The sequence below is a fragment of the Roseburia faecis genome (genome assembly GCF_001406815.1).
GTDB lineage: Bacteria > Bacillota > Clostridia > Lachnospirales > Lachnospiraceae > Roseburia > Roseburia faecis.
In genome coordinates this window covers 68,744-95,396 of sequence record NZ_CVRR01000006.1, presented here as the reverse complement: position 1 = coordinate 95,396, position 26,653 = coordinate 68,744, and the positions used below count along the sequence as shown (strand labels likewise).

Annotated in this window: 33 protein-coding genes; 23 read left to right on the top strand and 10 right to left on the bottom strand. The window is 43.4% G+C overall.

Annotation, left to right across the window (positions count from 1 at the left end; all coding sequences use genetic code 11):
* The 5 genes from M72_RS03580 to M72_RS03560 all read right to left on the bottom strand — a co-directional run.
* Positions 1 to 328 (bottom strand): transposase (locus M72_RS03580; RefSeq protein WP_055067212.1); only part of this gene is annotated, 328 nt, incomplete at its 3' end.
* An 84-nt stretch (positions 329 to 412) separates the two neighbouring features.
* Entirely contained in the window at positions 413 to 814 is a 402-nt protein-coding gene (gene panD, locus M72_RS03575) for an aspartate 1-decarboxylase (RefSeq protein ID WP_022045280.1), read from the bottom strand.
* Between the two features lie 10 nt (positions 815 to 824).
* A complete protein-coding gene (panC, locus tag M72_RS03570) occupies positions 825 to 1,670 on the bottom strand; it encodes a pantoate--beta-alanine ligase (protein ID WP_055067211.1) in 846 nt (281 codons plus the stop codon).
* Positions 1,671 to 1,750: 80 nt separating this feature from the next.
* Complete coding sequence (panB, locus tag M72_RS03565; protein ID WP_022045282.1) at positions 1,751 to 2,578, bottom strand: 3-methyl-2-oxobutanoate hydroxymethyltransferase; 828 nt, start codon at positions 2,576 to 2,578, stop codon at positions 1,751 to 1,753.
* The gene (locus M72_RS03560; protein WP_055067210.1) at positions 2,575 to 3,453 is read right to left on the bottom strand and encodes a Rossmann-like and DUF2520 domain-containing protein; all 879 of its coding nucleotides are present in this window, start codon (positions 3,451 to 3,453) and stop codon (positions 2,575 to 2,577) included. Before M72_RS03560 ends, panB begins: the two co-directional genes overlap by 4 nt.
* A 314-nt stretch (positions 3,454 to 3,767) precedes the next feature.
* Here M72_RS03560 and rpsF point away from each other — a divergent pair, with 314 nt between their 5' ends.
* The 4 genes from rpsF (at position 3,768) to M72_RS03540 (ending at position 6,433) form a co-directional block, all read left to right on the top strand.
* Positions 3,768 to 4,058: a 30S ribosomal protein S6 gene (gene rpsF / locus M72_RS03555; RefSeq protein WP_022045284.1), complete on the top strand. Its 291-nt coding sequence runs from the start codon at positions 3,768 to 3,770 to the stop codon at positions 4,056 to 4,058.
* Between the two features lie 21 nt (positions 4,059 to 4,079).
* Positions 4,080 to 4,523, top strand: coding sequence for a single-stranded DNA-binding protein (locus M72_RS03550; protein ID WP_055067209.1), 444 nt, complete (start codon positions 4,080 to 4,082; stop codon positions 4,521 to 4,523).
* A gap of 41 nt (positions 4,524 to 4,564) precedes the next feature.
* The gene (gene rpsR, locus M72_RS03545; RefSeq protein WP_022045286.1) at positions 4,565 to 4,822 is read left to right on the top strand and encodes a 30S ribosomal protein S18; all 258 of its coding nucleotides are present in this window, start codon (positions 4,565 to 4,567) and stop codon (positions 4,820 to 4,822) included.
* Between the two features lie 303 nt (positions 4,823 to 5,125).
* Complete coding sequence (locus tag M72_RS03540) at positions 5,126 to 6,433, top strand: ATP-binding protein (protein WP_022045287.1); 1,308 nt, start codon at positions 5,126 to 5,128, stop codon at positions 6,431 to 6,433.
* Positions 6,434 to 6,545: 112 nt separating this feature from the next.
* Here M72_RS03540 and M72_RS03535 read toward each other — a convergent pair whose 3' ends face one another.
* Positions 6,546 to 6,878: a cupin domain-containing protein gene (locus tag M72_RS03535; RefSeq protein WP_022045288.1), complete on the bottom strand. Its 333-nt coding sequence runs from the start codon at positions 6,876 to 6,878 to the stop codon at positions 6,546 to 6,548.
* A 69-nt stretch (positions 6,879 to 6,947) separates the two neighbouring features.
* Positions 6,948 to 8,366, bottom strand: a complete 1,419-nt coding sequence (locus M72_RS03530; protein WP_055067208.1) for an aspartate ammonia-lyase — start codon at positions 8,364 to 8,366, stop codon at positions 6,948 to 6,950.
* A 374-nt stretch (positions 8,367 to 8,740) separates the two neighbouring features.
* On the opposite strand from M72_RS03530, the gene M72_RS03525 reads away from it, so the two are divergent.
* The 6 genes from M72_RS03525 to M72_RS03500 all read left to right on the top strand — a co-directional run bounded on the left by M72_RS03525 (position 8,741) and on the right by M72_RS03500 (position 12,152).
* Positions 8,741 to 9,187, top strand: a complete 447-nt coding sequence (locus tag M72_RS03525; RefSeq protein WP_055067219.1) for an Lrp/AsnC family transcriptional regulator — start codon at positions 8,741 to 8,743, stop codon at positions 9,185 to 9,187.
* 77 nt (positions 9,188 to 9,264) lie between these two features.
* Complete coding sequence (locus M72_RS03520) at positions 9,265 to 9,534, top strand: nucleotidyltransferase family protein (protein ID WP_314733821.1); 270 nt, start codon at positions 9,265 to 9,267, stop codon at positions 9,532 to 9,534.
* Positions 9,535 to 9,555: 21 nt separating this feature from the next.
* Entirely contained in the window at positions 9,556 to 9,786 is a 231-nt protein-coding gene (locus tag M72_RS03515; protein WP_055067207.1) for a nucleotidyltransferase substrate binding protein, read from the top strand.
* Entirely contained in the window at positions 9,783 to 10,085 is a 303-nt protein-coding gene (locus tag M72_RS03510) for a hypothetical protein (RefSeq protein ID WP_055067206.1), read from the top strand. Before M72_RS03515 ends, M72_RS03510 begins: the two co-directional genes overlap by 4 nt.
* 279 nt (positions 10,086 to 10,364) lie before the next feature.
* A complete protein-coding gene (locus M72_RS03505) occupies positions 10,365 to 11,111 on the top strand; it encodes a tropomyosin (RefSeq protein WP_055067205.1) in 747 nt (248 codons plus the stop codon).
* Between the two features lie 51 nt (positions 11,112 to 11,162).
* Positions 11,163 to 12,152: a nucleotidyltransferase family protein gene (locus tag M72_RS03500; RefSeq protein ID WP_055067204.1), complete on the top strand. Its 990-nt coding sequence runs from the start codon at positions 11,163 to 11,165 to the stop codon at positions 12,150 to 12,152.
* Between the two features lie 157 nt (positions 12,153 to 12,309).
* On the opposite strand, the gene M72_RS03495 is transcribed toward M72_RS03500, so the two are convergent.
* Positions 12,310 to 12,984, bottom strand: a complete 675-nt coding sequence (locus M72_RS03495; protein ID WP_055067203.1) for a helix-turn-helix domain-containing protein — start codon at positions 12,982 to 12,984, stop codon at positions 12,310 to 12,312.
* Positions 12,985 to 13,197: 213 nt separating this feature from the next.
* Between M72_RS03495 and M72_RS03490 the strand changes: the two genes are divergently transcribed.
* The 5 genes from M72_RS03490 to M72_RS03470 all read left to right on the top strand — a co-directional run bounded on the left by M72_RS03490 (position 13,198) and on the right by M72_RS03470 (position 19,016).
* Positions 13,198 to 13,560, top strand: coding sequence for a BlaI/MecI/CopY family transcriptional regulator (locus M72_RS03490; protein ID WP_055067202.1), 363 nt, complete (start codon positions 13,198 to 13,200; stop codon positions 13,558 to 13,560).
* A 9-nt stretch (positions 13,561 to 13,569) separates the two neighbouring features.
* A complete protein-coding gene (locus tag M72_RS03485; RefSeq protein WP_055067201.1) occupies positions 13,570 to 15,396 on the top strand; it encodes a M56 family metallopeptidase in 1,827 nt (608 codons plus the stop codon).
* 535 nt (positions 15,397 to 15,931) lie between these two features.
* On the top strand, positions 15,932 to 17,158 hold the full coding sequence (gene tyrS / locus M72_RS03480; protein WP_055067200.1) for a tyrosine--tRNA ligase: 1,227 nt from the start codon (positions 15,932 to 15,934) through the stop codon (positions 17,156 to 17,158).
* 259 nt (positions 17,159 to 17,417) lie between these two features.
* Positions 17,418 to 17,999 carry a manganese efflux pump MntP gene (locus tag M72_RS03475; protein ID WP_055067199.1) on the top strand — a complete coding sequence of 194 codons (582 nt, stop codon included), beginning with the start codon at positions 17,418 to 17,420 and terminating at the stop codon, positions 17,997 to 17,999.
* Positions 18,000 to 18,029: 30 nt separating this feature from the next.
* On the top strand, positions 18,030 to 19,016 hold the full coding sequence (locus tag M72_RS03470) for a calcium/sodium antiporter (RefSeq protein ID WP_055067198.1): 987 nt from the start codon (positions 18,030 to 18,032) through the stop codon (positions 19,014 to 19,016).
* 62 nt (positions 19,017 to 19,078) lie between these two features.
* Here the strand turns inward: M72_RS03470 and M72_RS03465 are convergent, their stop codons facing one another.
* Positions 19,079 to 19,435: a hypothetical protein gene (locus M72_RS03465; protein ID WP_055067197.1), complete on the bottom strand. Its 357-nt coding sequence runs from the start codon at positions 19,433 to 19,435 to the stop codon at positions 19,079 to 19,081.
* A 218-nt stretch (positions 19,436 to 19,653) separates the two neighbouring features.
* Between M72_RS03465 and metG the strand changes: the two genes are divergently transcribed.
* From metG to M72_RS03440, 7 genes are read left to right on the top strand one after another with little or no spacing between them, the layout of a single operon-like run.
* The gene (metG, locus tag M72_RS03460) at positions 19,654 to 21,642 is read left to right on the top strand and encodes a methionine--tRNA ligase (RefSeq protein ID WP_055067196.1); all 1,989 of its coding nucleotides are present in this window, start codon (positions 19,654 to 19,656) and stop codon (positions 21,640 to 21,642) included.
* A gap of 36 nt (positions 21,643 to 21,678) precedes the next feature.
* Positions 21,679 to 22,224, top strand: a complete 546-nt coding sequence (locus M72_RS03455; RefSeq protein ID WP_055067195.1) for an NUDIX hydrolase — start codon at positions 21,679 to 21,681, stop codon at positions 22,222 to 22,224.
* Positions 22,221 to 23,000, top strand: coding sequence for a TatD family hydrolase (locus M72_RS03450; RefSeq protein WP_055067194.1), 780 nt, complete (start codon positions 22,221 to 22,223; stop codon positions 22,998 to 23,000). Before M72_RS03455 ends, M72_RS03450 begins: the two co-directional genes overlap by 4 nt.
* Before the next feature lie 12 nt (positions 23,001 to 23,012).
* Positions 23,013 to 23,258 (top strand): DUF1292 domain-containing protein, encoded by a 246-nt coding sequence (locus M72_RS03445; RefSeq protein WP_055067193.1) that lies wholly within the window; start codon positions 23,013 to 23,015, stop codon positions 23,256 to 23,258.
* Positions 23,259 to 23,282: 24 nt separating this feature from the next.
* Complete coding sequence (locus M72_RS17520) at positions 23,283 to 23,414, top strand: hypothetical protein (RefSeq protein ID WP_261291779.1); 132 nt, start codon at positions 23,283 to 23,285, stop codon at positions 23,412 to 23,414.
* 35 nt (positions 23,415 to 23,449) lie between these two features.
* Complete coding sequence (locus M72_RS18200) at positions 23,450 to 23,695, top strand: extracellular solute-binding protein (RefSeq protein ID WP_141652689.1); 246 nt, start codon at positions 23,450 to 23,452, stop codon at positions 23,693 to 23,695.
* A complete protein-coding gene (locus M72_RS03440; RefSeq protein WP_261291782.1) occupies positions 23,590 to 23,904 on the top strand; it encodes a GGDEF domain-containing protein in 315 nt (104 codons plus the stop codon). Before M72_RS18200 ends, M72_RS03440 begins: the two co-directional genes overlap by 106 nt.
* Positions 23,905 to 24,067: 163 nt before the next feature.
* Here the strand turns inward: M72_RS03440 and M72_RS03435 are convergent, their stop codons facing one another.
* A complete protein-coding gene (locus tag M72_RS03435; protein ID WP_055067191.1) occupies positions 24,068 to 24,748 on the bottom strand; it encodes a TIGR00266 family protein in 681 nt (226 codons plus the stop codon).
* Between the two features lie 215 nt (positions 24,749 to 24,963).
* Between M72_RS03435 and M72_RS03430 the strand changes: the two genes are divergently transcribed.
* Positions 24,964 to 26,640 carry an AAA family ATPase gene (locus tag M72_RS03430; protein WP_055067190.1) on the top strand — a complete coding sequence of 559 codons (1,677 nt, stop codon included), beginning with the start codon at positions 24,964 to 24,966 and terminating at the stop codon, positions 26,638 to 26,640.
* Positions 26,641 to 26,653 lie beyond the last annotated feature (13 nt).

Sequence of the window (26,653 nt, the reverse complement as noted above, 5' to 3'; positions counted from 1 at the left end):
CAAATGTAGCAAAAGAAGGCGTTTTCATGCCATCAAGAAGATACATGTAACGAATGTCATTACGGCAGAGCTTTTCTATTTCTCGTAAGGAGCAGATGCCATTTTCCATAAAGGCAAAAAGTATTACTTTAAGGAGTTTTTGAGCATCACATCTTGGGCGACCTGTTTTATAGCCTTTCTCTACAAAATATCTGGATAGGTCAATGTGATCCATAACCTCACAAAAAGTGTATACCGGATCGGAAATATCGATCAATTTTTCGATTTCTAATGGTAATTTCAGCTGACGCATAGTATAATTACCATTGGTATTGTTATTTAGTAGCATAATTAATTATACCAAAAAATCGCTCAGACCTCACGGTCTGGGCGATTTTTCTGTCAGGGGAGTTTTTTTACAGCCCCCTTTTTGTTATGCACCGATAAAATCATCCGTCAGTTTTCCGTGTTTTTCATAGTTGGTGACCCGTGCAATGTGATTATCCGCATCGACAAAAACAACTTTCGGGTGATGTTCTTTTGCTTCTTCCGGTGTCATCTGTGCATAGCACATGAGAATGACATGATCGCCCACAGCGACCTGACGGGCAGCGGCACCGTTTAAACAGATCATGCCGGAACCGGCTTCCCCTGCGATAGTATAAGTTTCGAAGCGGTTGCCGTTTTCCACATCGACGATCTGTACCAGTTCATATTCTAAAATTCCGGCAGCTTCTAAGAGATCGGTATCGACCGTGATACTGCCGACATAGTTGAGATCCGCCTGTTTTACCACAGCCCGGTGAATTTTTCCTTTTAACATATTGTACTGCATGAGTAATCTCCTATTTTTCCACGATAAAGTTATCGATCAGTCTGGTTTTGCCAATGTATACGGCAATGGCTACAAGAATGGAACCTTCGAGTTTTTCGACCGGAGTAATGGTGTCAAAGTCAACGACATCCACGTAATCAATCTTGGCAAGCGGCTCTTTTTCAATCTCTGCTGTGATTGCAGACTTGATGACACAAGCGCGTGTTTCTCCGGCATCCACAAGGGCTTTTCCGGCTTTTAAGCTGCGGCTTAACACAAGTGCCGCCTGACGTTCTTCGGCGTTTAAATAAGTGTTTCTGGAGCTCTTTGCCAGTCCGTCTGCTTCACGGATGATCGGGCAGCCGATGATCCGGGTATCCACATTTAAGTCTTTGACCATGCGACGGATGACGGCAAGCTGCTGGGCATCTTTCTGACCAAAGTATGCGCGGTCCGGAGTTACAATGTGGAAGAGTTTCAATACAACGGTCTGCACGCCGCGGAAGTGAATCGGACGGCTTTTTCCACAGAGTTCGGTGGTAAGACCATTCATATCCACATAGGAACAGAAGCCGTCGGCATACATTTCCTCCGGTTCCGGATGAAAGATGATATCTACACCTGCAGCTTCGCACAATGCAGCATCTTTTTTGAGGTCGCGCGGATAACTCTCCAGATCTTCGGTTGGTCCGAACTGCATCGGGTTTACAAAAATACTGACAACGACACGGTCATTTTCCTTTCTGGCTGCATCAATCAGGCTTTTGTGTCCTTCATGCAGATAGCCCATGGTCGGTACGAATCCGACGGTTAATCCTTCTTTTTTCCATGCCTTTACGGCAGCTCTTACTTTACTGATTTCTCCATATATTTCCATTTTATAATCTCCTGATTTTCATTGTAATTTGGTTTTATTGTTATTTGACAAAACAATGCGAATGATTCCGTAGGAATGTCTTAATATAATTTATCCAGGACGGTTTCATCCATCTTGAAGGTATGTTCCGGGCCGGGGAACGTTCCGGCAGCAACTTCTTCTTTATAAGTGCGGAATGCCTCGCGCATCTGTTCACCGACCTGTGCAAACTGCTTGACAAATTTCGGTTTCATGTTGGAATACATGGCAAGCATATCCTGATAGACAAGTACCTGTCCGTCGCATCCGGCACCGGCACCGATTCCGATGGTCGGGATATGAATGCTCTCGGTAATCTTTGTGGCAAGGGCCTGCGGCACACATTCTAAGACAACAGCAAAAGCTCCGGCTTCCTCAACGGCACGCGCATCATCAAGCAGTTTCTGTGCGGCAGCTTCGCCTTTTCCCTGTACCTTAAATCCGCCAAAGGCATTGACAGACTGCGGGGTCAGACCGAGATGGGCACAAACAGGGATGGAAGCGTCTACGATGGCTTTGATCTGAGGGCAGACTTCTTTTCCGCCTTCCAGCTTGACTGCCTGTGCACGGCCTTCTTTCATCAGGCGTCCGGCATTGACAACAGCGTCATAGACGGAAGTCTGGTAAGACATAAAAGGCATGTCGGTGATGAGCAGTGTATCTTTGATGCCGCGGGCAACCGCTGCGCTGTGATGGATCATGTCCTCCATGGTGACGGAGAGCGTGTCTTCGTATCCTAAAACGACCATTCCGAGGGAATCGCCGACGAGAATGGCATTGACGCCTGCCTCATCAATAAGTCTGGCAGTAGAATAATCGTAGGCGGTCAGCATGGAAAGCTTTTCACCCTTGTCTTTTGCTTCCTGAAAAGTTACAACCGTATTTTTCATTTATGAGATCCTCCATTTTCTTTTTCCTGTTTATCAGCAAGTAAAACATGTCTCATGTTTTCATAATTCTGTGCTGGATTTTTTCCTTCTGCGATTGCCAGAAGCCGTGTGCCGAGCATGCGGTACAAAGCGGCATCTTCTGTGTTTAAACAGTGTAAGTGCTTTTCCACGGTTGCGACATCCCCACGCTCGATCGGACCGGTCAGTGCATGGACACAGCCCTGCGAGAGCACATTTTCGATGTTCTGACGGACCAGTGCAGCAGTTGCCGCAACGGCTTTTTCGCGGGAAAATCCGCAGTCTTCGAGAAGCCGGTACCCCGTATCAAGTACCGCGATCACCTGATTGCTTAAGATGCTGGCAGCTGCATGATATTCTGGCTTGGCTGCGGCATCAATCCGGCAGACTTCATTTCCATAGGAAGTGAGTAAGTCGGTGATGACCTGTACGGCATGTGGGTGGCCTTCCACGGTAAAAAATGCATGTTCTAATTGCTGGTATGATGAAAATTTGTTACTGAACGGTAACATGGGATGAACCGAGCAGCAGGATACTCCTGCTTCTTTGGTTCCGGAAAATGAATCGGATGAAAGTGCGCCACTACAATGACATATAATCTGATTCCTGTGTGACATGCCTTTGATTTCCTCCCATACGGGGACAAGGAACGAATCGGGTGTCGTGATGAAGAGGATGTCTGATTCACGCACCAGTTGCTGCACCTGATCGAAACCGGCAGTCTGTGTAAACGCGGCGGCTTCTTTTGCGGCCGCGGCATTGGTATCATAATATCCCACAAGGTCTGCGTTTTTACTCCGGAAATATTTTCCAAGGGAGCAGCCTACGCGCCCTGCGCCTATGATTCCTGTTTTCATGCTACCACCTTCCTTCTGGTAATTAAATGGATCGGATCCTGTGTAACAGGTGTCCGTCGAAATCCTGTGTAAAGGTGACTCACATATTCATTTGGGGCGATACATCATAAATATACCGCAGTCGATACAGTTTCTGTATGAATACCGTTCAGAACCCACTATAACATAATCTTGGGAAAAACTCAAATAAAGTTAAAGAAAAGGCTTGAAAATCCGCATAAAACATGGTATAGTATATCCTCGTGATAACTATTTTTTCCTTGTTCACAGGCTATGTTCTGTGAGCCAGAGACCAAAAGGAGGTAACATTTCGCATGAACAAGTATGAATTAGCACTCGTTGTCAGTGCAAAGATCGAAGATGATGCGAGAACAGCAACCGTTGAGAAAGCAAAAGAGTATATCACTCGTGCAGGCGGTACTGTTACAGAAGTTGAAGAATGGGGTAAGAAGAAGTTAGCTTACGACGTTCAGAAGATGAGCGAAGCATTCTACTACTTCATCCAGTTCGACGCAGCATCGGATGCTCCGGCTAAGCTTGAGCAGGATGTCCGTATCATGGACAACGTTCTTCGTTTCTTATGCGTTAGAAAAGACGAGCAGTAGTATAAGAAAGTAGGAGATTGTATGAATAAAGTCATTCTTATGGGTAGATTAACCAGAGACGCAGAAGTTCGTTACTCTCAGGGGGAGAGTTCCAGTGCGATTGCAAGATTTACACTGGCAGTTGACCGTCGGTTCCGCCGGAACAATGAGGATCAGACAGCGGATTTCATTAGTTGTGTTGCATTTAGCAAGACAGCAGAGTTTTTGGAGAGATTTGGCCGCAAGGGAACCAAGTTCGTTCTCGAGGGTCATATCCAGACAGGCAGTTATACAAACAAGGATGGACAGCGCGTTTACACCACAGATGTTGTGGCAGAGAACGTAGAATTTGCGGAAAGCAAAAATGCAGCTGGTGGAAATGCTGATTTCGGCGGTGCACCTTCTGCTCCATCACCAAGCGGAGCTGCCGGAGATGGCTTCATGAATATTCCGGATGGAATTGATGAAGAATTACCATTCAACTAAATGTTCCATAGAGCATAACATCATATAGGAGGTTAAAGAACATGGCTTTCAATAAAACAGCTGAAGGATCTTCCATGAAGAGAAGACCAATGCGTAGAAGAAAAAAAGTATGTGTATTCTGTGGCAAAGATAATGTCATCGATTATAAAGATATCAACAAGTTAAAGAGATACATCTCTGAGAGAGGAAAGATCCTTCCTCGTCGTATCACAGGAAACTGTGCAAAGCATCAGAGAGCTCTTACAGTTGCTATCAAGAGAGCACGTCATCTGGCTATGATGCCATACGTTTGCGAATAGGTCTAGTAATACCAAGGGTTTCAGCGTTTGGAAACGTAGCGTTGACACAAGTTTGACACAACATTTGACCAACGATTCAGAAGATGGATCGTTGGTCTTTTTTTTATGTAATGGCATAGTGACAATATCTAATAATGTTAAGTTGGTTTATTATGGGAAAGAATAAAATTATGGCATATTATACTTGATTAAGAACTATAGCAATGATACAATAATGCAAAATGTTGACATCAAATACATTTTTACTTTCCAAAATGTTGATAATACGCACTGGTAGAAAGAAATTTTGTTGATGGGGGTATTATGTTAAAAAGAAAAGCAATTGCTTCAATAAAAAACTGGGTTAACACAAAAAATAAAAAATGCCTTGTTGTACAGGGAGCCAGGCAAACAGGAAAAACATATATTATTGAACGGTTTGCAGAAGACAATTATGAGGAACTGCTTGAAATCAACTTTAAGCAGATGGTTTCTGCCGTTGACATTTTTTCCGGTGATCTTACGGTAGATAATATGGTTATGGCTATGCGTTTCCGCTTTCCTGAAAAGAAAATTCTGCCAGGGAAAACTTTGATTTTTCTCGATGAGATTCAAGAGTGCCAGGAAGCAATCACATCCCTTAAATTCTGGGCAATCGATAACAGATATGATGTTATTGTGTCGGGATCGCTTCTTGGAATCGATTATAAACGTGCATCGTCTTATCCGGTCGGTTATGTTGATTATCTGAGAATGTATGGGATTGATTTTGAAGAGTTTCTCTGGGGAATGGGGATTTCTGAAGACATGATCGGAAACCTCTGCGGATATCTGGAATCAAAGACCGTGATACCTGAGGCGATTCATTCCCAAATGATGAATTATTACAGACAGTATATAGCAATAGGTGGTATGCCGGAAGCTGTACAGAAATATGTAGATACAAAGGATTTCAGAGAGGTTGATAAGATACAGAGGAGCCTCTTATTGGGATATCAGTATGATATAGCACATTATGCAACTGCGGAAGAAAAGGTAAAAGCAGAGAAATGTTATCTTTCACTTGCAAAGCAGCTGCTTGATAAAGAAAACCACAAATTTCAATATAAAGAAGTTGAGCATGGAGGCAGAGCACAAAAGTATTTTTCAAGTATTGAGTGGTTGCTTCGTGCAGATATGGTACATTTAAGTAAACTTGTGACGGATGTCAGATTTGATCTGGATGATTATGCAAGAGATGATTTTTTCCGGGCTTATACAACTGATTTATCATTGTTGATGGCGATGAAGGACTTTTCATTAAAACAGCATATTGTAGAAAACACTTTAGAGGGAAATTCCAAAGGCGGTATCTATGAATATGCAATAACAGATGCTCTGTATAAAAAGGGATATCAGTTATATTTTTATAAAAATGAGACAACGAAAAGAGAAATAGATGTAGTGATCCAAAAAGATGGAATGGTAGTTCCGATTGAAGTAAAAGGCGGAAATACGAGGGCAAATTCCTTAAAGTCACTTATGAAGAATCATAAAGATATTTCTTATGGGTATAAATTTGCAGATGGAAATATCGGTGTGGGCGAAGATGGTATCATTACATTGCCGCTGTATATGATTGCATTTATTTAATTCATCCATCTTCCACGTTTGGCCCCGCCTCAGATATGGGAAAGAGTTCTGCCAGCTTTAAGACCGGCTGCCTTTTGGGATAGCCGGTCCTTTTGCATGTTTCTAAAATAAATTAATCAAAGATGATCAGAGCCATAAATACAACCGGCTCATTGCCAATCGGTTTTAAAGCGTGTCCGCATCCGTCTGGTGTATAGGTTACATCTCCGGCTTTTACAGTGCGTGTGGTTCCGTTATCGTTATATTCTGCGGTACCGGAAAGAATGTAATAAGTCTCGCTTTCATTTTTATGTTCGTGATAACCAAGAGAAGATCCCGGCTGAATGGTTACCTGTGCATACAGACCACATTTTCCGTTTAATTCTTTTTCTCCGAGGATGCGTTTGATGGTTACTTCGCCATCTCCGCCGGCCATGTTTTTAACTACTTCTGTTACTGTTTCCATTATGAGTACCTCCTTGTGTAGTGGTTTACGCCATTACTATAGCATAGTTTGCACAAAAGATAAATCTTATTATACGGCTTTTGCCTGTGTCTGTCTGGTTCTGGCTTCGGTCATTGCATAAGGATCGAGAATAGAATCCAGTTCGTTTTCTTTTAACAGACCGTATTTCAATACAAGAGTTTTAACTGGAATATCTGTTTTTAAGGATTCTTTTGCCAGACTTGCAGCTTTTTTGTAGCCGATGTACGGACACAGGGCGGTGGTGATACCGACGCTTGCATCGAGAAGTTCGCGGCAGCGTTTTTCATTTGCAGTGATGCCGAGGATGCAGTTGGTGGTCAGAGTATCCACTGCGTGTGTCAGTGTGGTAATGGAGTCAAAAAGATTGTAAAAAACAACCGGTTCAAAAGCGTTTAATTCCATCTGACCGGCTTCTGCCGCCATAGTGATGGTCGTGTCGTGACCGATAATATGAAACGCAACCTGCGAGACAACTTCCGGGATGACTGGGTTGATTTTGCCGGGCATAATGGAAGAACCATTCTGCATAGCCGGAAGTGTAATCTCACCGAACCCGGCTTTTGGCCCGCTTGCAAGGATACGCAGGTCATTACACATTTTGGATAAGTTGACCGCACATGCTTTCAGGCAGGAGGAAACGCGTACAAATCCGTCCAGATTCTCGGTGGCATCAAACAGATCGTCGGCCTGGGTCAGCGGGTAGCCGGTGATTTTTCCAAGGGTTGGTACAATATTATCCAGATAAAACGGGGACGTATTGATTGCTGTGCCGATAGCGGTTGCGCCCATGTTTACGGGATACATTTCCGTGCGGACTTTTGTAAGACGGTCACGGTCACGGGAAATCATGGTGGCATAAGAATGGAACGTCTGACCCAGACGCATCGGCACAGCGTCTTCGAGCTGTGTACGTCCGATTTTTACGATGTGATCAAACGCTGCAGCTTTGTCATATAATGCATCGGTTAAAAGGGAAAGGCTTTTGTCTAAAGGTTTGAGAAGATCGAGAACCGTTAATTTTCCGGCGGTTGGAATGACATCGTTTGTCGACTGTGCCATATTGACGTGGTCGTTTGGATGAACAATGGTGTAGTCTCCTTTTCTGCCACAGAGCATTTCGATGGCGCGGTTGGCAATGACTTCGTTCATGTTCATGTTGGCACTTGTTCCGGCACCGCCTTGGATGCCGTCGACAATGAATTCTTTGTCAAACATGCCACAGACGACTTCGTTACATGCCGATTCGATGGCGTTGGCAATTTCCGGTTTCAACATTCCGGCTTTCCGGTTGGTAATGGCGGCTGCCCGTTTTATTTTTGCAAGGTTTTTAATGAAAACGGGGTGTAACCGGGTGCCGGTGATCGGGAAGTTTTCTTTTGCCCGTAAAGCCTGTACTCCGTAATAAGCATCTTCGGGTACTTCCATGGTTCCGATGGAATCTGATTCTAAACGCATGTATTCTTTCATAATTTGATCTCCTTATATTCTTCTGTTATCAGTTGTCTGTTTGTTTCTTTTCTGCGCGCTTTTTTCAATGGGACGAGAATAGCACTCCTGACATCAAAGGTAAATACTTTAAGCGATATTTGGAAAAACAGCCAGAGATTAAGAAACATTGCCAAATAAAATAAAGAAAAAATAGAGGAAACCTAATAAAATAAGGCAATTTTACAGGAGCGAGATATAAAAAATGAGCTGTTATTGGGGATTGCAAATGTAAATACCTGTGCTATAATGACCTCATAATTTAAAAATGATTGTGAAAAGAAGGACACAGGCGTCTAAGCAGGTGTCCTTCTTTGCGTATTTATGGAAAAATCGAGGTTTGTGTCATGAAAAAACTGGATAAAGTAGATAAAAAAATCATACAGATTCTGCAGAAAAATGCCCGCACACCGCTCAAGGAGATTGCCGCACAGGTATTTTTGTCATCGCCGTCGGTGTCTGCAAGAATTGAAAAACTTGAACACGAGGGTGTGATCATCGGCTACACGGCAAGGGTAAATCCACTGTATCTTAATTACCATATTAAGGCTTTCATCAATCTGGAGGTGGAGCCGCTGCAGAAGCCGGTATTTTATCCGTTCATTGAAAAAATTCCAAATGTGGTGGAGTGCAATTGTGTGACAGGGGATTATTCGATGCTGATTGAGACATTGTTTGAGACCACGGCACAGCTGGATCATTTTATCAATGAACTGCAGCAGTTTGGGCGTACAAAGACGCAGATTGTGTTTTCTACATCTGTGGAACAGCGGGAAGTGCCGGTTGTGACGGAGGAGAAGTAGAGGCTGGTTGCATTCCTTATAGAATCTGGCGTATAATAAGATTACTGAAATAACAGAAAACAGGGATAATGATTGTGATGAAAGAGAATCAGGACCGTAACATACAAAATGTATATCGGCAGATAGTGGAAATTTCAAAAAAATATCAGGTAAAAAAAGTAGTATTATTTGGATCACGTGCGCGTGGAACTAATATGCCAAAAAGCGATATCGATCTGGCGATTTATGGATGTGCAGATTTTGGAGGTTTGTCAGATAGTTTAAATGAAGATCTGTGGTCGCTTTTAAAGTGGATATTATCAATATGGATGATAAATACATGTCATCTGAATTGGTATCCGAGATAGAGAAAGATGGGGTTGTTTTATATGAAAAAGTTTGATCAGTATGTTAGACATTTGCAGGTGCTTGGTCGGGCAGAACAGGAAGATGTATGGCTGGAAATGTTGTGTGATCGAAATGATGCCACACATATTTATAATGAAGAAGCAGCACAGCAACTGGTTGAAAAAATTCTGCATCAGTATATTGGGGTGTTTGTCTCGTTGGAACAGCAGATCCGTGCCCGGTATGGAGATGAGGTGTTAGAACAGCTATGACAAAGTGGTATCGTGCGTGTGTGAACTACATTCATTCTGTGCCGGAATATAACTGTGCACCCGAACAGGAACGATTTACGGAAAAAGCCGCAATTGCAGCAATACATAAATTAAAACGCTATTATGATGAAAAGCATTTTGTAAAAGATCCGGATTATATGGTGCGGATGGATCGGCTGCTTTCGGTGATTAAGGATCATGAGACGGATGAAGAGATGGATCAGTGGAAGGTCTGGCTGAAATATTTTGTCACTATGGGTGGCGGTGAGTGGAATGAATTCTGGGAAGATGTGAAATAAGAAGAAAACAGCAGGGAATTTATGATGGATATCATAGATTTCCTGCTGTTTCTGCATAAAAGGATGTTGATACATCGTATGTTGAAGTTTATGATTTTTGAAAATATTCTACAAATTAAATATTTCAAAGCGTTAAGATGTTACAGTTAAAAAGCCAATCATACAGAAAAATGATGATGAGAGATAATCTGCTTGCGAAATAAGAAAAATGATGTTAACATAATAGCTATCGGAAAAGTTTGGAGAAAGAAAAATAAAAAGATCGGAGGTGAAAGAAGGATGACACAGGAAGATATTGTGATTTTATCACAGTTGTTAGATCAGAAATTTGAACCTGTATACACAAGGCTTGATTTACTGGAGAGTGATGTCAGGGAACTCAAAAGTGGAATGTCTGAAATAAAACAGAGAGTAGCCAGTGTGGAACAGAAAGTAACGGAACTGGATCAGAGAGTAGCCAGCGTGGAACAGAAAGTAACGGAACTGGATCAGAGAGTAGCCGGAGTGGAACAGAAAGTAACGAAGCTGGAACAGAAGGTAACGGAACTGGATCAGAGAGTAGCCAGCGTGGAACAGAAAGTAACGAAGCTGGAACAGAAGGTGACGGAACTGGATCAGAGAGTAGCCGGAGTGGAACAGAAAGTAACGAAGCTGGAACAGAAGGTGACGGAACTGGATCAGAGAGTAGCCGGAGTGGAACAGAAGGTAACGGAGCTGGATGAAAAGGTAACGGAACTAGATCAGAAGTTTACGGTACTGGATGAAAAGGTAACGGTATTGGATCAGAAGTTTACGGTATTGGATCAGAAGTTTACGGTACTGGATGAAAAGGTTACCGGTTTGGAATTGGTAATTGAAAATGAAACAAATGTAAATATCAGACGGATTGCAGAAGGGCATTGTGATTTAGTGCGTAATTTGAGGGAAGCACGCAAAGTAGATGATGAAAAAGAATTGCTTGCCATTCGCGTGACGGTGTTAGAATCTGATATGAGTAAAGTAAAACATCAGCTTGCAATTACATAATCTTGCGGATCGCGGTGCCTCGGCACCGCGACTTTTTAGGATGGGGAAAATATGATTACATTGAATGATTACTTATATTCGGGGGATACAGTTCTTCGCATTTTAAAAAAATACATAGCGGATTTACGTATTTCGGCGGTACAGAAACATAATGAAGTGGATTTAGTGCATTGTGACTTTTTGATACAGATTATGGAACTTTTGGAACACAATGATTTCCTGACTTCGCAATCGCAGAAGATTCGTGAGTTTTATAAATATATGGCACAGGAATATCCATATTTATCTTTTACTTTCAAGGGACGAATTAAGTCGTTGATTCGCGCAGAGGGAAAGTTTAATGGATATATTGTGGAATACATATACGATTATTATGAAAAGAATGGATCATATCCGTCTGTGCCAGAAATCAAGGAGCGTTTGAACTGTTTTCGCGATTTGATCGCGTACCGTATTGTGATTTCCATGCCACGGTGTCATATGAAACAAAAACAGGATCGCAAGAAGGAAGAGATCAGGTATTTATATCGGATTGCCAATGTATTGCCACAATTTTTGGAAGAACGTGGATTTACGGCAGAGCCGACAGGTGGGGTTAAAAGAAGTAATTCTTTACTATTGGATGATGCTGTGCGCCCATATTACAGGGATTATATTGATGGGGAAAGTACAAATTCATATCGTTCGCTTCATATAACGTTTTTTGACAACAGTGCCCGGTGTTATATGGAAATGCAGCTTAGAACAAAAGAGATGGATGATATTGCAGAAATTGGAGTAGCGAATCATTTATTTTATGAAAAAAAACAGGAAACTTCCAGAGGACGGAGAGATGCGATTTTACAAGGCGGCTGTATTTATTTTGACGAGGCTTATGAGCGTTGTAGATTGTTACAGGATCTTGATCTGTCAGGGGTAGATGTAAATATGTTTACGGCAGTGAATAATAGCCTTATGAATGATGGATGTGGTCTTTTTCGGGGGCGGCTGATTTTGCCGTATGAGCATTTATCAAAATTCCAGAATGATATGATTGATTAAAGGAGCTGTAAAATAAGTCCCTAATATAAGAAACGCCAATTCCGGCAAATGTCGGTTTTGGCGTTTCTTTGTATTAACTTTTCTATGGCAATCCTTCCGCAGGCTTGTTTTATTTTATATATGGAACCGTTTAATGTCAGGTCAATGCTGAAATCAATCAGACCGGATTTAATACATTTTTCCGGTTCTTTTCTTTTTTTGATGTTTTCATTTTGGGAACCTTTTCCTTTTTGGAAAATAAGGTATGTTTTTTCTGCAATTTTCCACGAATTTCTGCACTTAACTGGCGGTAGCGTTCCTCCGTCATATCGTTTTGTTCCCGGATGAGATAGTTCATTTCTTTCAGGACGGTTTCACGGATTTCTTTGCTGATATCGAGTGTGAGAGCTTCGTTATTCTGTGCGATTGCGTGCCCTACAATGTCACTCATCAACTCCCGAAATTGTGCCATGCGTTCTTCTGCGGAAAGGGTATTTACAGGCAGGTTGGTTTTATCTGCGTTCTGTCGATCCGGTTTGGCTGCAGCTGTGGGATGATGTTCCCGGTTACATGCGGGCAATGGACCAGGTGCTGCAGAATCCGGCACGGAAACACCGGCATCTTCGGGGTTTTTATTATGTAATATCATGCGGATTGCTTTTAGCTGATATCCTTTTTCTTTTAGTTCTTTGATTTTTTGAAATTCCTGTATGTTTTCTCGTGTATAGTATCGATGTCCCATCTCGTTTCGCGGGATGGTCAGGTCGAGTTCTTCTTCCCAGTAACGTAACACATGGGTTTCCACACCGGCCAGTGCGGCGGCATCGGAAATCATGTAACGTACTTTTTCCACGATAACATGTCCTCCTTTTGAGTTATTTATTTTGGGCGATTTCACAATCGCCTTTTGCGTTTATTATAACTTTTTAAAAAGGTGAGTTCAAACATTTTCCATCGTATTTTTCTGACATTTCTCGCAGTTTATAAAAATAGACCTTGACATTTGAGGTTTATAAGAATAAACTGAAGACAGGTTGATAGCTATAAACCTATGGAGGAGAAAAAGATGGAATATATAAAATTATGTGACAGTGATTACCGGTTTATGTGTGTCGTATGGGAGCATGCCCCCGTCAACTCCGGGGAACTTGTAAAGTTATGTCAGGAACAGCTTGGCTGGAAAAAATCCACGACTTATACGGTTGTACGGAAAATGTGTGAAAAAGGATACATTGCCAATGAGGATGCAACGGTTTCTGTTTTAATTCCAAAGGAACAGGTGCAGGCAGAGGAATCCCGGTATTTTGTGGATCGCACATTTGACGGATCACTGCCAGGGTTTATCACAGCATTTCTTGGAGGAAAGAAAATTTCCAAAAAAGAAGCAAAGCTGCTCAAGAAAATGATCGACGAGCATAAAGAAGGGTAGGGGCAGAGAATGGAGAAGGCAAGTGTAATTTTTCTGGCATTTCTGCAGCGGAATGGCATGGTGGCGGTTGTAATTCTCGCGGTGTTTGCAGTGCGCGCGCTTTTGCGGAAATGTCCCAAAAAATATTCCTATGCATTGTGGGCAATTGTTGGAATCCGTATGTTATTTGATTTGCCCATTGCATCAGGATGGAGTTTGTTTAATCTGTTTCGTCTGGTAAAAAGCAGATCACAAATGAGTGAGATTGCACACTACACAGGAGTATCTGGAGTGCATGCGCAAACGGCAGTACAGAATGTGACGCAGATATCTGCCGGTTCACGTGTGACAGGGGATGCAGCTTCTGAAGCTGGTTTGACAGGAGCTATGACGACCTCACAGAAAATTTGTGCGGTGTTGTTTTTTGTCTGGCTGATCGGGATATTTTTATTTTTAGGATATGGAATGTATTCCTATATCAAATGCCGCAGTATGGTACGGACAGCAGTACGTTTAACCGTAAATGAAACATCTGGAAACGTCCGGCGGACCATAAAGATCTGGGAATGTGACTGTATTCCATCACCGTTTGTACTGGGAATTTTCTGCCCGCAGATTTATATTCCGTTTCGGATGAAAGAGGAGGAACAGCAGTACATCCTTGCGCATGAGAGCTGGCACATTCGCAGACATGATTCTTTATGGAAGCTGATTGCATTCGTACTTTTGGCTGTATACTGGTGGAATCCATTGGCATGGATTGCCTTTTTCTATATGACAAGAGACATGGAGATGAGTTGTGATGAGGCCGTACTTGCGCAGTTTGGAAATCAGATTAAAAAAGGATACAGCGCATCCTTACTTGCTTTTGCGATGGAGCGGCATCCGTATTCATTTGCCCCGGTTGCGTTTGGAGAGGCAGATGCAGGAAGGAGAATTAAGAACGTGTTGAATTTTAAAAAACCACATACCTGGGTGGCTGCGATTGCAACCGTTTTGGTTGCACTTGTGGCAGTAAGTTGTCTGACAAACCAGAAACCGTCGGAGACAAAAACAGAGCATACAACCGAGAAAGTGGATAGTACACAGCAGCCAGTGCAGGAAAATGCAGGAGCTGCGATAATAGAGCAGAATATCAGGGAATGGGCACAGGCATTTTGCGACCGGGATACAGAAAAAATTGTGCAGATGACATCCAAAGAGGTACAGTCGAATTTAGAGAAAATACATATTTTGTGGATGGATGGAGATACACCGTCATTTGGCTGGTCGAGTCCATGGCCATGGGGAGCCTTTGGCAGTTTCTTTGGTGGAACCGGAGAAGAAATGGATGGCTACTGGCTGCATGAAATCAATACGGAAGAACAGACTGCAGAGATTTTGTATTATGTGGAGTCATCAGATCCGCATGTGAGCGTGTGGATAGAGAATATCCATTATGCACAGGAAAATGGTCAATTTCAGATTACACAGGAAAAAATCAATCAGTTTGCTGACGGTCCGGATGCTAAAACGGATGGAATTGCATCTGCAGATGAGTTTGATACAGCATATGCGCAGGGAATCAGCGATACACAGATGGACTACTGTATAAACGGTATGGGTGAAGTGCTGAATAAGAATATGGTTCCAATTGGTGCATTGCTTGAGCCGACAGATGCAGCCCGGCAGCTTTTGAATTTATCGTCGGATAAAAAGCTTGTTTCCGTGGAAAAAGAATCTGAATCTGCAGATAAAACACAGGTCGGTATACAGATTACATTTTTAAAGGATGGACAGAAGCGGTATTTGTCTATGATCCAGCCATGGGGGAAAGAGGGAATCTGGGTTCCGGCAGAAGCGAAAGAAGGCAAGTAAAAATTGTTTGACAAACTGTGATTGTCTTTCTATAATAATATAATTATAGAATACAAGCGAAGATGGGAACAAGTACCAATGTGTGGAACGAACAGAAAGCAGCCGGTAGATGAGAGGCACACGGAAAGCACAGATGGATTTATGGAACAACCATAAACCGGGCGATAAGGAATCCCCCCAGCAAGCTGGGTCCCCCCTGCCACGGCTTATGGAACAAACATAAACCGGGCGATAAGGAATCCCCCCAGCAGGCTGGGTCCCCCCTTACCGCAGGGAATACATCCCTGAGCTTTACACCGAACGCGCAGGCAAGTAGGCTGTAACGGAGTAGTGCCCGTTAGACGCACTGGAGTGTAGCTGCACTCGCGGAGGCAGGCTGTGTGAACAGCATGCGAATTAAGGTGGTAACACGAGAGATCCCCCTCGTCCTTATAATTAGGACGAGGGGATTTTTATTTGGATTTTTATAGATATGGAGCAAAGGGACATAAAGCCCCAGAAAAATCAAAAAAGTTAAATTACAGGAGGAAACCCAATGACACTTTACGACGAACTGGTTGCCCGCGGTCTGATCGCACAGGTAACCGACGAGGAAGAAATCAAGGAACTCATCAACAATGGAAAAGCAGTATTTTATATCGGTTTTGACCCGACAGCTGACAGTCTGCATGTGGGACATTTTATGGCACTGTGTCTGATGAAACGTCTGCAGATGGCAGGAAACAAGCCAATCGCGCTGATCGGCGGTGGTACAGCCATGATCGGTGATCCATCCGGACGTACCGATATGCGTCAGATGATGACACCAGAAACCATTCAGCACAACGTAGACTGTTTTAAAAAGCAGATGAGCCGTTTCATCGATTTCGGGGAAGGCAAGGCAATGCTGGTAAACAATGCCGACTGGCTGATGGATTTAAACTACATTGATGTACTGCGTGATGTTGGTGCACATTTTTCCGTAAACCGCATGCTGACAGCAGAATGTTACAAGCAGCGTATGGAAAAAGGATTAAGCTTTCTGGAGTTTAATTACATGATTATGCAGAGTTACGATTTCTACACACTGTACCAGAAATATGGATGTAACATGGAATTCGGTGGAGATGACCAGTGGAGCAACATGCTCGGTGGTACGGAACTGATCCGCCGGAAGCTTGGAAAAGATGCTTATGCCATGACGATCAATCTGCTTTTAAACTCTGAGGGAAAGAAGATGGGAAAAACACAGTCCGGTGCCGTATGGCTTGATCCGAACAAGACTTCTCCGTTTGACTTCTTCCAGTACTGGAGAAATGTGGCAGATTCCGATGTGTTAAAGTGCATCCGCATGCTGACCTTCCTGCCATTGGAGCAGATCGATGAGATGGACAAATGGGAAGGTGCCAAGCTGAATGAAGCAAAAGAGATTCTCGCTTATGAGCTGACCAAACTGGTACACGGTGAGGAAGAGGCAAAGAAAGCCAAAGAGGCATCCCATGCACTGTTTGCAGGCGGCGGGGTTTCTGCACATATGCCGACGGTTGAAGTGACTGCAGATGATCTGTACAATGACAAGCTCGATATCATGGCAGTTCTTGTAAAGGCTTCTCTGTGTGAGAGTCGTTCCGATGCACGTCGTGCCGTACAGCAGGGTGGAGTCTCTGTGGACGGTGAGAAAGTTACAGACATCAGTACCAGTTACATGCTCGACGAGTTTGCCGGAGAAGGAAAGGTCGTAAAGCGTGGTAAGAAGAAGTTTGCAAAAGTCATCAGTAAATAAGAAGTTCGTATTGACTAACTCAAAGGCCGTTTGTTATAGTTTACCTAATTCATAGACAAAAGTATGTGAGGGAGTAGTTCGCACATTGTGTGACTTGTCAACATACCGGTCATTTGGACCTGGCAAGCCTTAAAGAATGAGACTCATGTGCACCGGAAAAACGTGGCTGCAGTCGCGGTTTTCGCTGGTGTACATTGGGTCTCTTTTTGATATATAAGGACAGAAGCGCAAGGTATGAATCCCCTCACAAAAGGAGAACATAAGAATGGTAATCGAGTTATTTTTGATTGGTGTCGGACTCTCGATGGATGCATTTGCGGTATCCGTCTGCAAGGGTCTTGGCATGGAAAAAATCAACAAAAAACACGCATTTCTGATTGGATTGTATTTCGGAGGATTTCAGGCACTGATGCCGTTTCTCGGCTGGGCACTGGGAATCCGTTTTCAGAAATACATTACTTCGGTCGATCACTGGATCGCCTTTTTCCTGTTGCTGTTTATCGGTGGCAAGATGGTGATTGAAGCGGTTCGTGACAAAGACGTGCAGGAAATTGGAGCAAAAGATCTGCCGCTGGATCACAAAGAAATGCTGCTTCTTGCAGTTGCAACCAGTATCGATGCACTTGCAGTCGGTATTACATTTGCCTTTTTAAATGTATCCATCATGGAAGCCTGTCTGATTATCGGATGCACGACATTTGTATTATCGGTCATCGGAGTGGTTGTCGGTAATTTTTTCGGCACCCGCTACAAAAGAAAAGCAGAGATTGCAGGTGGGGTAATCCTCATACTTATTGGCTTGAAAATACTATTGGAGCACTTGGGCATTATTGCCTTTTAACACATTATTTTACAGAAAGAGGGAAAAGATATGACAGAATTTATTTCAACATGTTCCATGCCGCTGGCAATTGTTTTTTTGATCGCAGGATTTTTCTTCCTGGTCAAAGGGGCAGATGTTTTTGTGGAGGGAAGTTCCAGTATTGCAAAACGGTTTCATGTTCCGGCTATCATTATTGGACTGACCATTGTTGCCATGGGAACTTCACTTCCGGAGACTGCGGTTTCCGTTGTTGCAGCAATCCAGCATAAGAATACGCTGGCAATCAGTAATGTGGTCGGGTCTAATATTTTTAATATGATGGTGGTCATCGGTTTTTGTGCCATAATGACTCCGGTTGCCGTACAGAAAGCTACATTGAAACGTGATTTCCCATATTCCGTGTTTGCAGCGTTGCTGCTTATGATACTCGGTGGTGTGGGAATGAAGCAGGGACGTTTTGACAGTGCAGTCTTTCTGGTATTTTTTGCAATATTTATCGGAACCATGATTCGTATGGCTCTGAAAGCAGGAAAAGAAGGCGGACATCTGCAAAGCGAAGAAACGGAAGCGGCAGAGGCACAGAAAGTAATGTCGATGCCAAAAAGCCTGTTGTTCCTTGTGGTTGGTGTAGCTGGTATTGTGATTGGCGGGGATGTCGTTGTAGACAGTGCCAGCAATATTGCATTAAAAATTGGAATGAGCCAGACGCTGGTAGGACTGACCATTGTTTCAATTGGAACCTCGCTTCCGGAACTTGTGACATCTGTTGTTGCAGCTCGCAAAAATGAAGTGGATATGGCACTTGGAAATGCCATAGGCTCTAATATTTTTAATATTCTGTTTGTACTTGGTCTGGCGGGAGTTATCAGTCCGATGCCGTTTTTGATGGAAAACATCATAGATATTATGATTTTGATTGTTTTGAGCCTGTTGATCTGGGGATTTGCATGGACAAAAGAAAAAATCAGCAGAAAAGAAGGTATTGTGATGCTGGTTTTATATGTGGTTTATGTGATTTATATCTGCATGAGATAGAAACTTCTGTGACAGGATGAATTTTGGAAAATAGTTTTTACAGGGGACAGGATATCAGGACTTTAATTTGCAGAAGGTTTTTTGACGGGAACATCAAGCACGCGTTTTACAGCACTTTGTAGTTCCGGATGCCGGCGATACATTTCGATGACATGCCGTTCATCTGCAGTGATCGGGAAGGATTTGTCTGCAGGGATGTGCAGGAGATTTCCGGTGAATGTGTCACTCTGATACAGTTCACAGAGCAGCAGCAGTGTTTCCGTGCGGGGATAGGCCTGATCGCTTTCCCATCCGTACACGGTTTTTTCGGCGACTGCGATATTGTACAGGTCATTCAGCTGTACAACTACGTCATGGATCGTCCAGCCACGATTTTTTCGCATCGTCTTTAAGGCTGCCCCGATTTGTATATTTTTCATGTTGGTGCTCCTTCTCAATTTATCTTTGGCAGTTTTGTACTGGAAAAAACTGGATAAAAGCATATTAGTCTACGGAAAAACAGGTCAGCAAGAAATTCTTGGCATATAAGAAAATATTCTTGAATAAACAGAAAAACGGACGAATGGGGGATACTTTACAAATGGCGTGGAATTCGGTAAAATGGGGAGAGCGAATGTGAGATAAGGAGGCCAAAAACATGGCAGAAAATAAAGGGAAGTTTTATATGACAACCGCGATTGCCTATACTTCAGGTAAGCCGCATATCGGAAACACGTACGAGATTATTCTTGCGGATGCAATTGCGCGTTATAAGAGAGCCGAAGGCTATGATGTCTATTTTCAGACCGGAACTGATGAACACGGACAAAAGATTCAGGAAAAAGCAGAGGCAGCAGATATTTCACCGAAAGAATTTGTAGATCAGGTTTCCGGTGAGGTAAAGCGGATCTGGGATCTTGTGAATTCTTCTTATGATAACTTTGTCCGTACCACGGATGAGGATCATGAGAAATGTGTAAAGAAGATTTTTAAAAAGCTTTATGATCAGGGTGATATTTATAAGGGATCTTATGAGGGAATGTATTGTACACCTTGTGAGTCTTTCTGGACAGAATCCCAGCTTGTAGACGGCAAATGTCCGGACTGTGGACGGGAAGTGCAGCCTGCCAAAGAAGAAGCTTATTTCTTTAAGATGAGTAAATATGCAGACCGGCTCATTGATTATATCAATACCCATCCGGACTTCATTCAGCCGGTTTCCCGTAAGAATGAGATGATGAATAACTTCCTGCTTCCGGGACTGCAGGATCTGTGCGTATCACGTACCAGTTTCAGCTGGGGAATTCCGGTAGATTTTGATCCGAAACATGTCGTATATGTCTGGCTGGATGCACTGACAAACTATATCACAAAGATTGGATATGATCCGGATGGTTCCACAGATCAGTTTAAGAAGCTGTGGCCGGCTGATCTGCATCTGATCGGAAAAGATATTGTCCGTTTCCATACCATTTACTGGCCAATTTTTCTGATGGCACTGGATCTGCCACTGCCAAAGCAGGTATTTGGACACCCGTGGCTGCTTCAGGGCGGGGATAAGATGAGCAAATCCAAGGGAAATGTAATCTATGCGGATGACATGGTAGATCTGTTTGGCGTAGATGCTACCCGCTATTTTGTATTGCATGAGATGCCGTTTGAGAATGATGGCGTGATTACCTGGGATCTGGTCATTGAGCGTTTCAACTCTGATCTGGCAAATATTCTTGGAAATCTGGTAAACCGTACCGTTTCCATGAGCAATAAATATTTTGGCGGTGTGGTCACATCCACAGGAGTCACCGGTGAAGTGGATGCGGATCTGAAAGCTGTTGTGACAGAAACCCGCGACCGTATTGCCGGGAAGATGGCAAAACTTCGTGTGGCAGATGCAATTTCCGAAGTATTTGCACTGTTCCGCCGTTGCAATAAATATATTGATGAGACAACCCCGTGGGTACTGGCAAAAGACGAGGCACAGAAAGACCGTCTGGCAGAGGTTCTTTACAATCTGACCGAGTCCATCACGATCGGCGCAAGTCTTCTGCACCCGTTCCTTCCGGAAACTGCAGAAAAAATTGTGGCACAGTTATCGACATCATTGCGTGATTTTGATGAGCTCAATCAGTTTGGTCTGTATCCGGATGGAACAAAAGTAACCGATGCTCCGGAGATCCTTTTTGCAAGAATTGACGCAAAAGAGATCCAGCCAAAAGTGGATGCCATTCAGGCAAAGCAGAAGGAAGAGTACGAAAAAGAGCAGAAAGCATTAAATGGCGGAGAGACAGCAGATGAAGCAGTGATTGATATGGATCCGAAGGAAGAGATCACATTTGATGATTTTACGAAGATGCAGTTCCAGGTGGGAGAGATTCTCTCCTGTGAGGCAGTTGCAAAGTCAAAGAAGCTGCTTTGCTCTCAGGTAAAAATCGGAAACACCGTAAAGCAGATTGTATCCGGTATCCGTAAAGATTACACACCGGAAGAGATGGTCGGCAAGAAGGTTATGGTTCTTGTGAACTTAAAGCCGGCAAAACTTGCCGGAGTATTGTCCGAGGGCATGTTGCTGTGTGCAGAGGACGAAAACGGCACACTTTCTCTGATGACACCGGAGAAATCAATGCCAAGCGGTGCAGAGATCTGTTAAACAAGGTCGGAGGCATAAAAATAGGAGGCATAAATTATGGAAATCCTTGATGTTGTAGATGAAACCGGAGCACCAACCGGTGAAACCGTAGAACGCGCGGAGGCCCACCGGGAAGGGGTACGGCACCGCACATCCCATGTCTGGATTGCCCGCAACAGGAACGGACGGATTCAGCTTTTGCTGCAGAAGAGATGTATGCAGAAAGATTCATTTCCGGGATGCTATGATATTTCCAGTGCCGGACATATACCGGCAGGGGATGATTACATTCCTTCAGCAATTCGGGAGTTGAAAGAAGAATTAAATGTGACAGTGCAGGAGTCGGATCTGATTTATTGCGGACAGGTGCATAAGGATGTTGACAGCGAATTTCACAGACAGCCATTTCATGATCACCAGATTTCAAATGTCTATCTGCTCTGGCTGGATCGGGAAGCAGAGGAATTTGAACTGCAGACCGAAGAAATAGAGAGTGTGCGCTGGATGGATTATGCCCAGGTGCGGGGCATGGTGGCTTCGGATACACTTCCAAACTGTATCATCATGGAGGAACTTGATCTGATAGAAAGGCACTTCTTATGATTTTTGAGACACATGCACATTACGATGATGCAAAATTTGATACGGACCGGGAGATGCTGCTTGCGGAATTACCGCAGCGCGGCATTTCGCCGGTGATTAATGTAGGGTCTTCCATTGCGACGACAAAGACAACACTTTCGCTGGCGCAGGAATACCCTTTTCTTTATGCTGCGGTGGGCGTACATCCCAGTGACGTGGATGATTTAAATGAGGACACGTATGCATGGCTCAGACAGCAGACAACGCTGCAAAAGACAGTTGCGGTGGGAGAGATCGGACTGGATTATTACTGGGATAAGGAACCGGAGATACAGGCGAAGCAGAGGTATTGGTTTGTACGGCAGCTTGCACTGGCACAACAGGCAGATCTTCCGGTGATCATTCATTCCAGGGATGCAGCAGAAGATACCATGCAGATCATGGAAAAGGCATATGAGGATGGCATAAAGGGCGTGATCCACTGTTATTCCTATTCGCCGGAGATGGCACAGGAATATGTAAAGATGGGATATTTCATCGGTGTAGGCGGTGTTGTGACTTTTAAAAATGCCAAAAAGCTGGTAAAGACCGTGGAAACGATTCCTCTTTCGAGCATAGTGCTCGAAACCGACTGCCCGTATATGGCGCCGGAACCACACCGGGGAACGCGCAATGATTCACGGAATATTCCGTATGTGATTGCAAAAATTGCGGAGATCAAAGGCGTTTCTGTGGAGGAAGTCGAGCAGACCACACGGGAAAATGCATTTGCACTGTTTACGAAAGTACCACGATAAAGGAGAGATATTATGGAAGAGTATGAAGTAATCCGTATTCCGGTTTCGGATGGGACGGAAAAAGAGTTTGCCATCATGGATACTTTTACCGTTGAAGAGAAGCACTATATGGCAGTGTCTCTCATAGAGGAGGATGAGATTCAGGAAGGTGTGTATCTGTATCGATACCGTGATGCGGAAGACGGAGATATCGTTGTGGAACAGATTACGGAACCGGCAGAGTATAAGCGTGTATCCAGGGCATATGAAGCGCGGTAAGGCTGCAAAAGAAGGATGAGAAAGATGAAAAAGTGGAAGAAAAAGCGTGTGGTGGCGGTGCTTTTGACGCTGCTTGTGCTGTTACAGTTTCCGGCAGACTTTGGAAGTGTGGCACATGCTGCGCAGAAAACGAAATCAGGGGAACGATTTCGGTAGCATCCAATATCTCCCAGCAGGATATGTAGCAGTACCTGGATGGGTTTAACAAGAAACATCCTGGTATTGAGGTGAAGTACCAGTCGTATTCGGATTATGACAATGAGGTGTCAAAACAGATTCAGGGTGGGGATTATCCGGATGTTTTATTTGTTCCGGGATCGGTGCCGGGAGCATTTACGACAGGAAAGAACTGCCGTTTCTGTTTGCAATCATGGATATTGATAACTTTAAGTCTGTCAATGATACGCTTGGACACGCCGGAGGAGATGAGGCGTTAAAACTTTTAGCGGATACGATGCGTCTGGTGTTTGGAACACATGTCCTTATGGCGCGGTTTGGCGGAGATGAGTTTGTACTCTGTATACAAAACCGTGATCAGGAGGGTGTTCAGGCACAGCTGGATAAACTGGTCAGAAGCACGTGTCAGACATTTACATATGGCGGGTGTTCAGTGCCGCTGTCTATCAGCCTGGTGCTGTGTATATGACGGAGAAAGTTCCTTATGAAAAACTGTTTAAGGAAGCAGACAGTGTATTATATGAGGTAAAAACCCGTGGAAAAAACAGTTTTGAGATTCGGAAAATTTGAAAAATGATATAAAATGAAATCCCGGAGCATGGGAAATGGCTCCGGGATTTTTTCGAAAATGATTAATTTTTATTTGGAATAAATGGGCTGATCGCTCCGGCGAGCTGTGCAACCGGCATGCTCTGCAGCCATACACGTCCCGGTCCGGTGATAACGGTATTAAAGATCCCTTCCCCGCCAAAGAGCATATTTTTTACACCCGGTACAGTCTGGATATTGATGGAACATCCGGCTGTCATTGCTGCGAGGTATCCGGTATCGACGACAATCTGTTGTCCCGGTGCAAGTTCATATTCTTTGATGTGTCCGTCAAATTCGAGAAAGACGGTGCCGTTTCCGGACAGACGCTGCATGATAAATCCTTCTCCACCGAAGAGACCGCCGGCAATGCGTTTTTGGAAAAAAACAGACATTTCCACACCAGCGGTCGATGCGAGAAATGCACTTTTCTGGGCGACAATCTCCTGCCCTGGTGCAATTTCAAATGCACGGATATCTCCGGGGAAGCTGGATGCAAATGCGATCAGTCCGGTGCCGCCCTGTGCGGTGTAGCGGTTGATAAACATGCTTTCACCGGAAAAAGCACGACCGAACATTTTTCCGATTCCGCCGCCTGTTGTGGTTTCCATTTTCATATTTGGGGACATCCACGACATTGCGCCCTTCTCCGTGAGCATGGTTTCGCCACCCTCTAAGTTGCAGATTACGACAGGCAATGGTGCCCCTTCAATTGTATAGTTCATAACTACCTCCCTGATATATTGTTTTTCGTTACAATATCATCTTAACGGAACATGGGGATCTTTTCAAGAAAATGTTTTTTGAAATGGAGCGAATGGAGCGTAAATCATGACAGTGTATTTCGGTGACCGTTTAATGAAAGGAAATTGTAATTACCCGGTCAATCAGTTATACTATATGTAAATATGACAAAATGATCTGTTTGTTGGAGGTTCATATGGTAAATACTTTGAAATTACCGGTAGGAATTGACAGTTTTGAAAAAATACGCAGGAACGGATTTTATTATATTGACAAGACAAATCTTATAGAACAGATTCTGATGAATTGGGGGGAAGTAACACTGTTCACCCGTCCGCGACGTTTTGGCAAGACATTGAATATGAGCATGCTGAAAAGTTTTTTTGAAATCGGTGCAGATGTTTCACTGTTTGAAGGCTTATATATTGCAAAGAATAAAGAACTATGCGATGCGTACATGGGAAAGTATCCAGTGATATTTCTCACGCTCAAAGGGGTGGAGGGGCTGACATTTGCGGATGCGAAGAGGATGCTCGGCACGATTCTTGCCAATGAAATGGACCGGCATTATTATCTCAAAACAAGTGATGCACTTACGGACGAGGATAAGGCATATTTCGCTAAAATGCTTACAGGTACGGATGAGAATATAGAAGACAGCATCCGGAAACTGTCACAGCTTTTATATAAGCATCACGGGAAAAAGGTAGTAATTATCATAGATGAGTATGATGTTCCTCTGGATAAAGCATATCAGAATGGATATTATTGTGAAATGGTTTCTCTGATCAGAGGTCTTTTTGGTCAGGCATTAAAGACGAATGATTATTTACAGTTTGCATTTCTGACGGGATGTCTGCGAGTATCGAAGGAAAGTATATTTACAGGATTGAATAATTTTAAGGTACTTTCTATTATGGATTCCAGATTTGATGAACAGTTTGGATTCACAGATGATGAGGTAAAAAAACTCCTTGCGTCGTATGGTCTTGCTTCACATTTTCCGGAAACAAAGGAATGGTATGATGGCTATCACTTTGGAAATGCGGATGTGTACTGTCCATGGGATGTCATAAATTATGTGGATGAACTTAACTATGATCAAACGGTTGAACCACAGGATTACTGGTCTAATTCGAGTGGGAATGCGATCGTCCGCAGATTGATCGATAAGGCGGATGTGCAGACCAAGGATGAAATTGAGCGTCTGATCGTGGGAGAGTGTATTGAAAAGGAACTTTCACAGGAACTTACGTATGATGAGCTTGATAAAAACATTGGAAATCTGTGGAGCGTACTTTTTACGACCGGATATCTGACAAAACAGGGGCGTACAGCGGATGGAAAGATACGTTTGGCAATTCCAAATAAAGAGATAAAAAATCTTTTTATCAAGAAAATCAGGGAATGGTTCCGGGATACGTCCGCGAATGACGGTAAGAGACTGGAAGAATTCTGCAATGCGTTTTTAGAAAAAAATACAGAAAAAATAGAGCAGCTCTTTGGAGAATATCTTTGGAATACCATAAGTATACGTGATACAGCAGTTGCAAAGGAAAAGAAAGAAAATTTTTACCATGGCATTTTACTTGGGCTTTTGGGATATAAAGCAAACTGGCTTATAAAGTCAAATGCAGAGTCAGGAACCGGCTACAGCGATATTCTTGTTGAGGTGCCGAACAACAGAACAGGAATTGTGATAGAACTGAAATATGCCGGGAATGGAGATCTGGATGCTGCATGTGCCGAAGCTTTGAAACAGATGGAAGAAAAATCATATGTCGATAAGCTGAAGCAGGACGGAATGCGTAATTTTATCAAATATGGAATTGCATGTTTCAAGAAGGATTGCAGGGTTGTGATTGCTGGTTAGCAGGAAGGAAACA

Coding starts and splice junctions, on each gene's coding strand:
- panD (WP_022045280.1), bottom strand. CDS start 814: ATGCAGTACAATATGTTAAAAGGAAAAATTCACCGGGCTGTGGTAAAA.
- panC (WP_055067211.1), bottom strand. CDS start 1,670: ATGGAAATATATGGAGAAATCAGTAAAGTAAGAGCTGCCGTAAAGGCA.
- panB (WP_022045282.1), bottom strand. CDS start 2,578: ATGAAAAATACGGTTGTAACTTTTCAGGAAGCAAAAGACAAGGGTGAA.
- M72_RS03560 (WP_055067210.1), bottom strand. CDS start 3,453: ATGAAAACAGGAATCATAGGCGCAGGGCGCGTAGGCTGCTCCCTTGGA.
- rpsF (WP_022045284.1), top strand. CDS start 3,768: ATGAACAAGTATGAATTAGCACTCGTTGTCAGTGCAAAGATCGAAGAT.
- M72_RS03550 (WP_055067209.1), top strand. CDS start 4,080: ATGAATAAAGTCATTCTTATGGGTAGATTAACCAGAGACGCAGAAGTT.
- rpsR (WP_022045286.1), top strand. CDS start 4,565: ATGGCTTTCAATAAAACAGCTGAAGGATCTTCCATGAAGAGAAGACCA.
- M72_RS03540 (WP_022045287.1), top strand. CDS start 5,126: ATGTTAAAAAGAAAAGCAATTGCTTCAATAAAAAACTGGGTTAACACA.
- M72_RS03535 (WP_022045288.1), bottom strand. CDS start 6,878: ATGGAAACAGTAACAGAAGTAGTTAAAAACATGGCCGGCGGAGATGGC.
- M72_RS03530 (WP_055067208.1), bottom strand. CDS start 8,366: ATGAAAGAATACATGCGTTTAGAATCAGATTCCATCGGAACCATGGAA.
- M72_RS03520 (WP_314733821.1), top strand. CDS start 9,265: ATGAAAGAGAATCAGGACCGTAACATACAAAATGTATATCGGCAGATA.
- M72_RS03515 (WP_055067207.1), top strand. CDS start 9,556: ATGAAAAAGTTTGATCAGTATGTTAGACATTTGCAGGTGCTTGGTCGG.
- M72_RS03510 (WP_055067206.1), top strand. CDS start 9,783: ATGACAAAGTGGTATCGTGCGTGTGTGAACTACATTCATTCTGTGCCG.
- M72_RS03505 (WP_055067205.1), top strand. CDS start 10,365: ATGACACAGGAAGATATTGTGATTTTATCACAGTTGTTAGATCAGAAA.
- M72_RS03500 (WP_055067204.1), top strand. CDS start 11,163: ATGATTACATTGAATGATTACTTATATTCGGGGGATACAGTTCTTCGC.
- M72_RS03490 (WP_055067202.1), top strand. CDS start 13,198: ATGGAATATATAAAATTATGTGACAGTGATTACCGGTTTATGTGTGTC.
- M72_RS03485 (WP_055067201.1), top strand. CDS start 13,570: ATGGAGAAGGCAAGTGTAATTTTTCTGGCATTTCTGCAGCGGAATGGC.
- tyrS (WP_055067200.1), top strand. CDS start 15,932: ATGACACTTTACGACGAACTGGTTGCCCGCGGTCTGATCGCACAGGTA.
- M72_RS03470 (WP_055067198.1), top strand. CDS start 18,030: ATGACAGAATTTATTTCAACATGTTCCATGCCGCTGGCAATTGTTTTT.
- M72_RS03465 (WP_055067197.1), bottom strand. CDS start 19,435: ATGAAAAATATACAAATCGGGGCAGCCTTAAAGACGATGCGAAAAAAT.
- metG (WP_055067196.1), top strand. CDS start 19,654: ATGGCAGAAAATAAAGGGAAGTTTTATATGACAACCGCGATTGCCTAT.
- M72_RS03455 (WP_055067195.1), top strand. CDS start 21,679: ATGGAAATCCTTGATGTTGTAGATGAAACCGGAGCACCAACCGGTGAA.
- M72_RS03450 (WP_055067194.1), top strand. CDS start 22,221: ATGATTTTTGAGACACATGCACATTACGATGATGCAAAATTTGATACG.
- M72_RS03445 (WP_055067193.1), top strand. CDS start 23,013: ATGGAAGAGTATGAAGTAATCCGTATTCCGGTTTCGGATGGGACGGAA.
- M72_RS17520 (WP_261291779.1), top strand. CDS start 23,283: ATGAAAAAGTGGAAGAAAAAGCGTGTGGTGGCGGTGCTTTTGACGCTG.
- M72_RS03435 (WP_055067191.1), bottom strand. CDS start 24,748: ATGAACTATACAATTGAAGGGGCACCATTGCCTGTCGTAATCTGCAAC.
- M72_RS03430 (WP_055067190.1), top strand. CDS start 24,964: ATGGTAAATACTTTGAAATTACCGGTAGGAATTGACAGTTTTGAAAAA.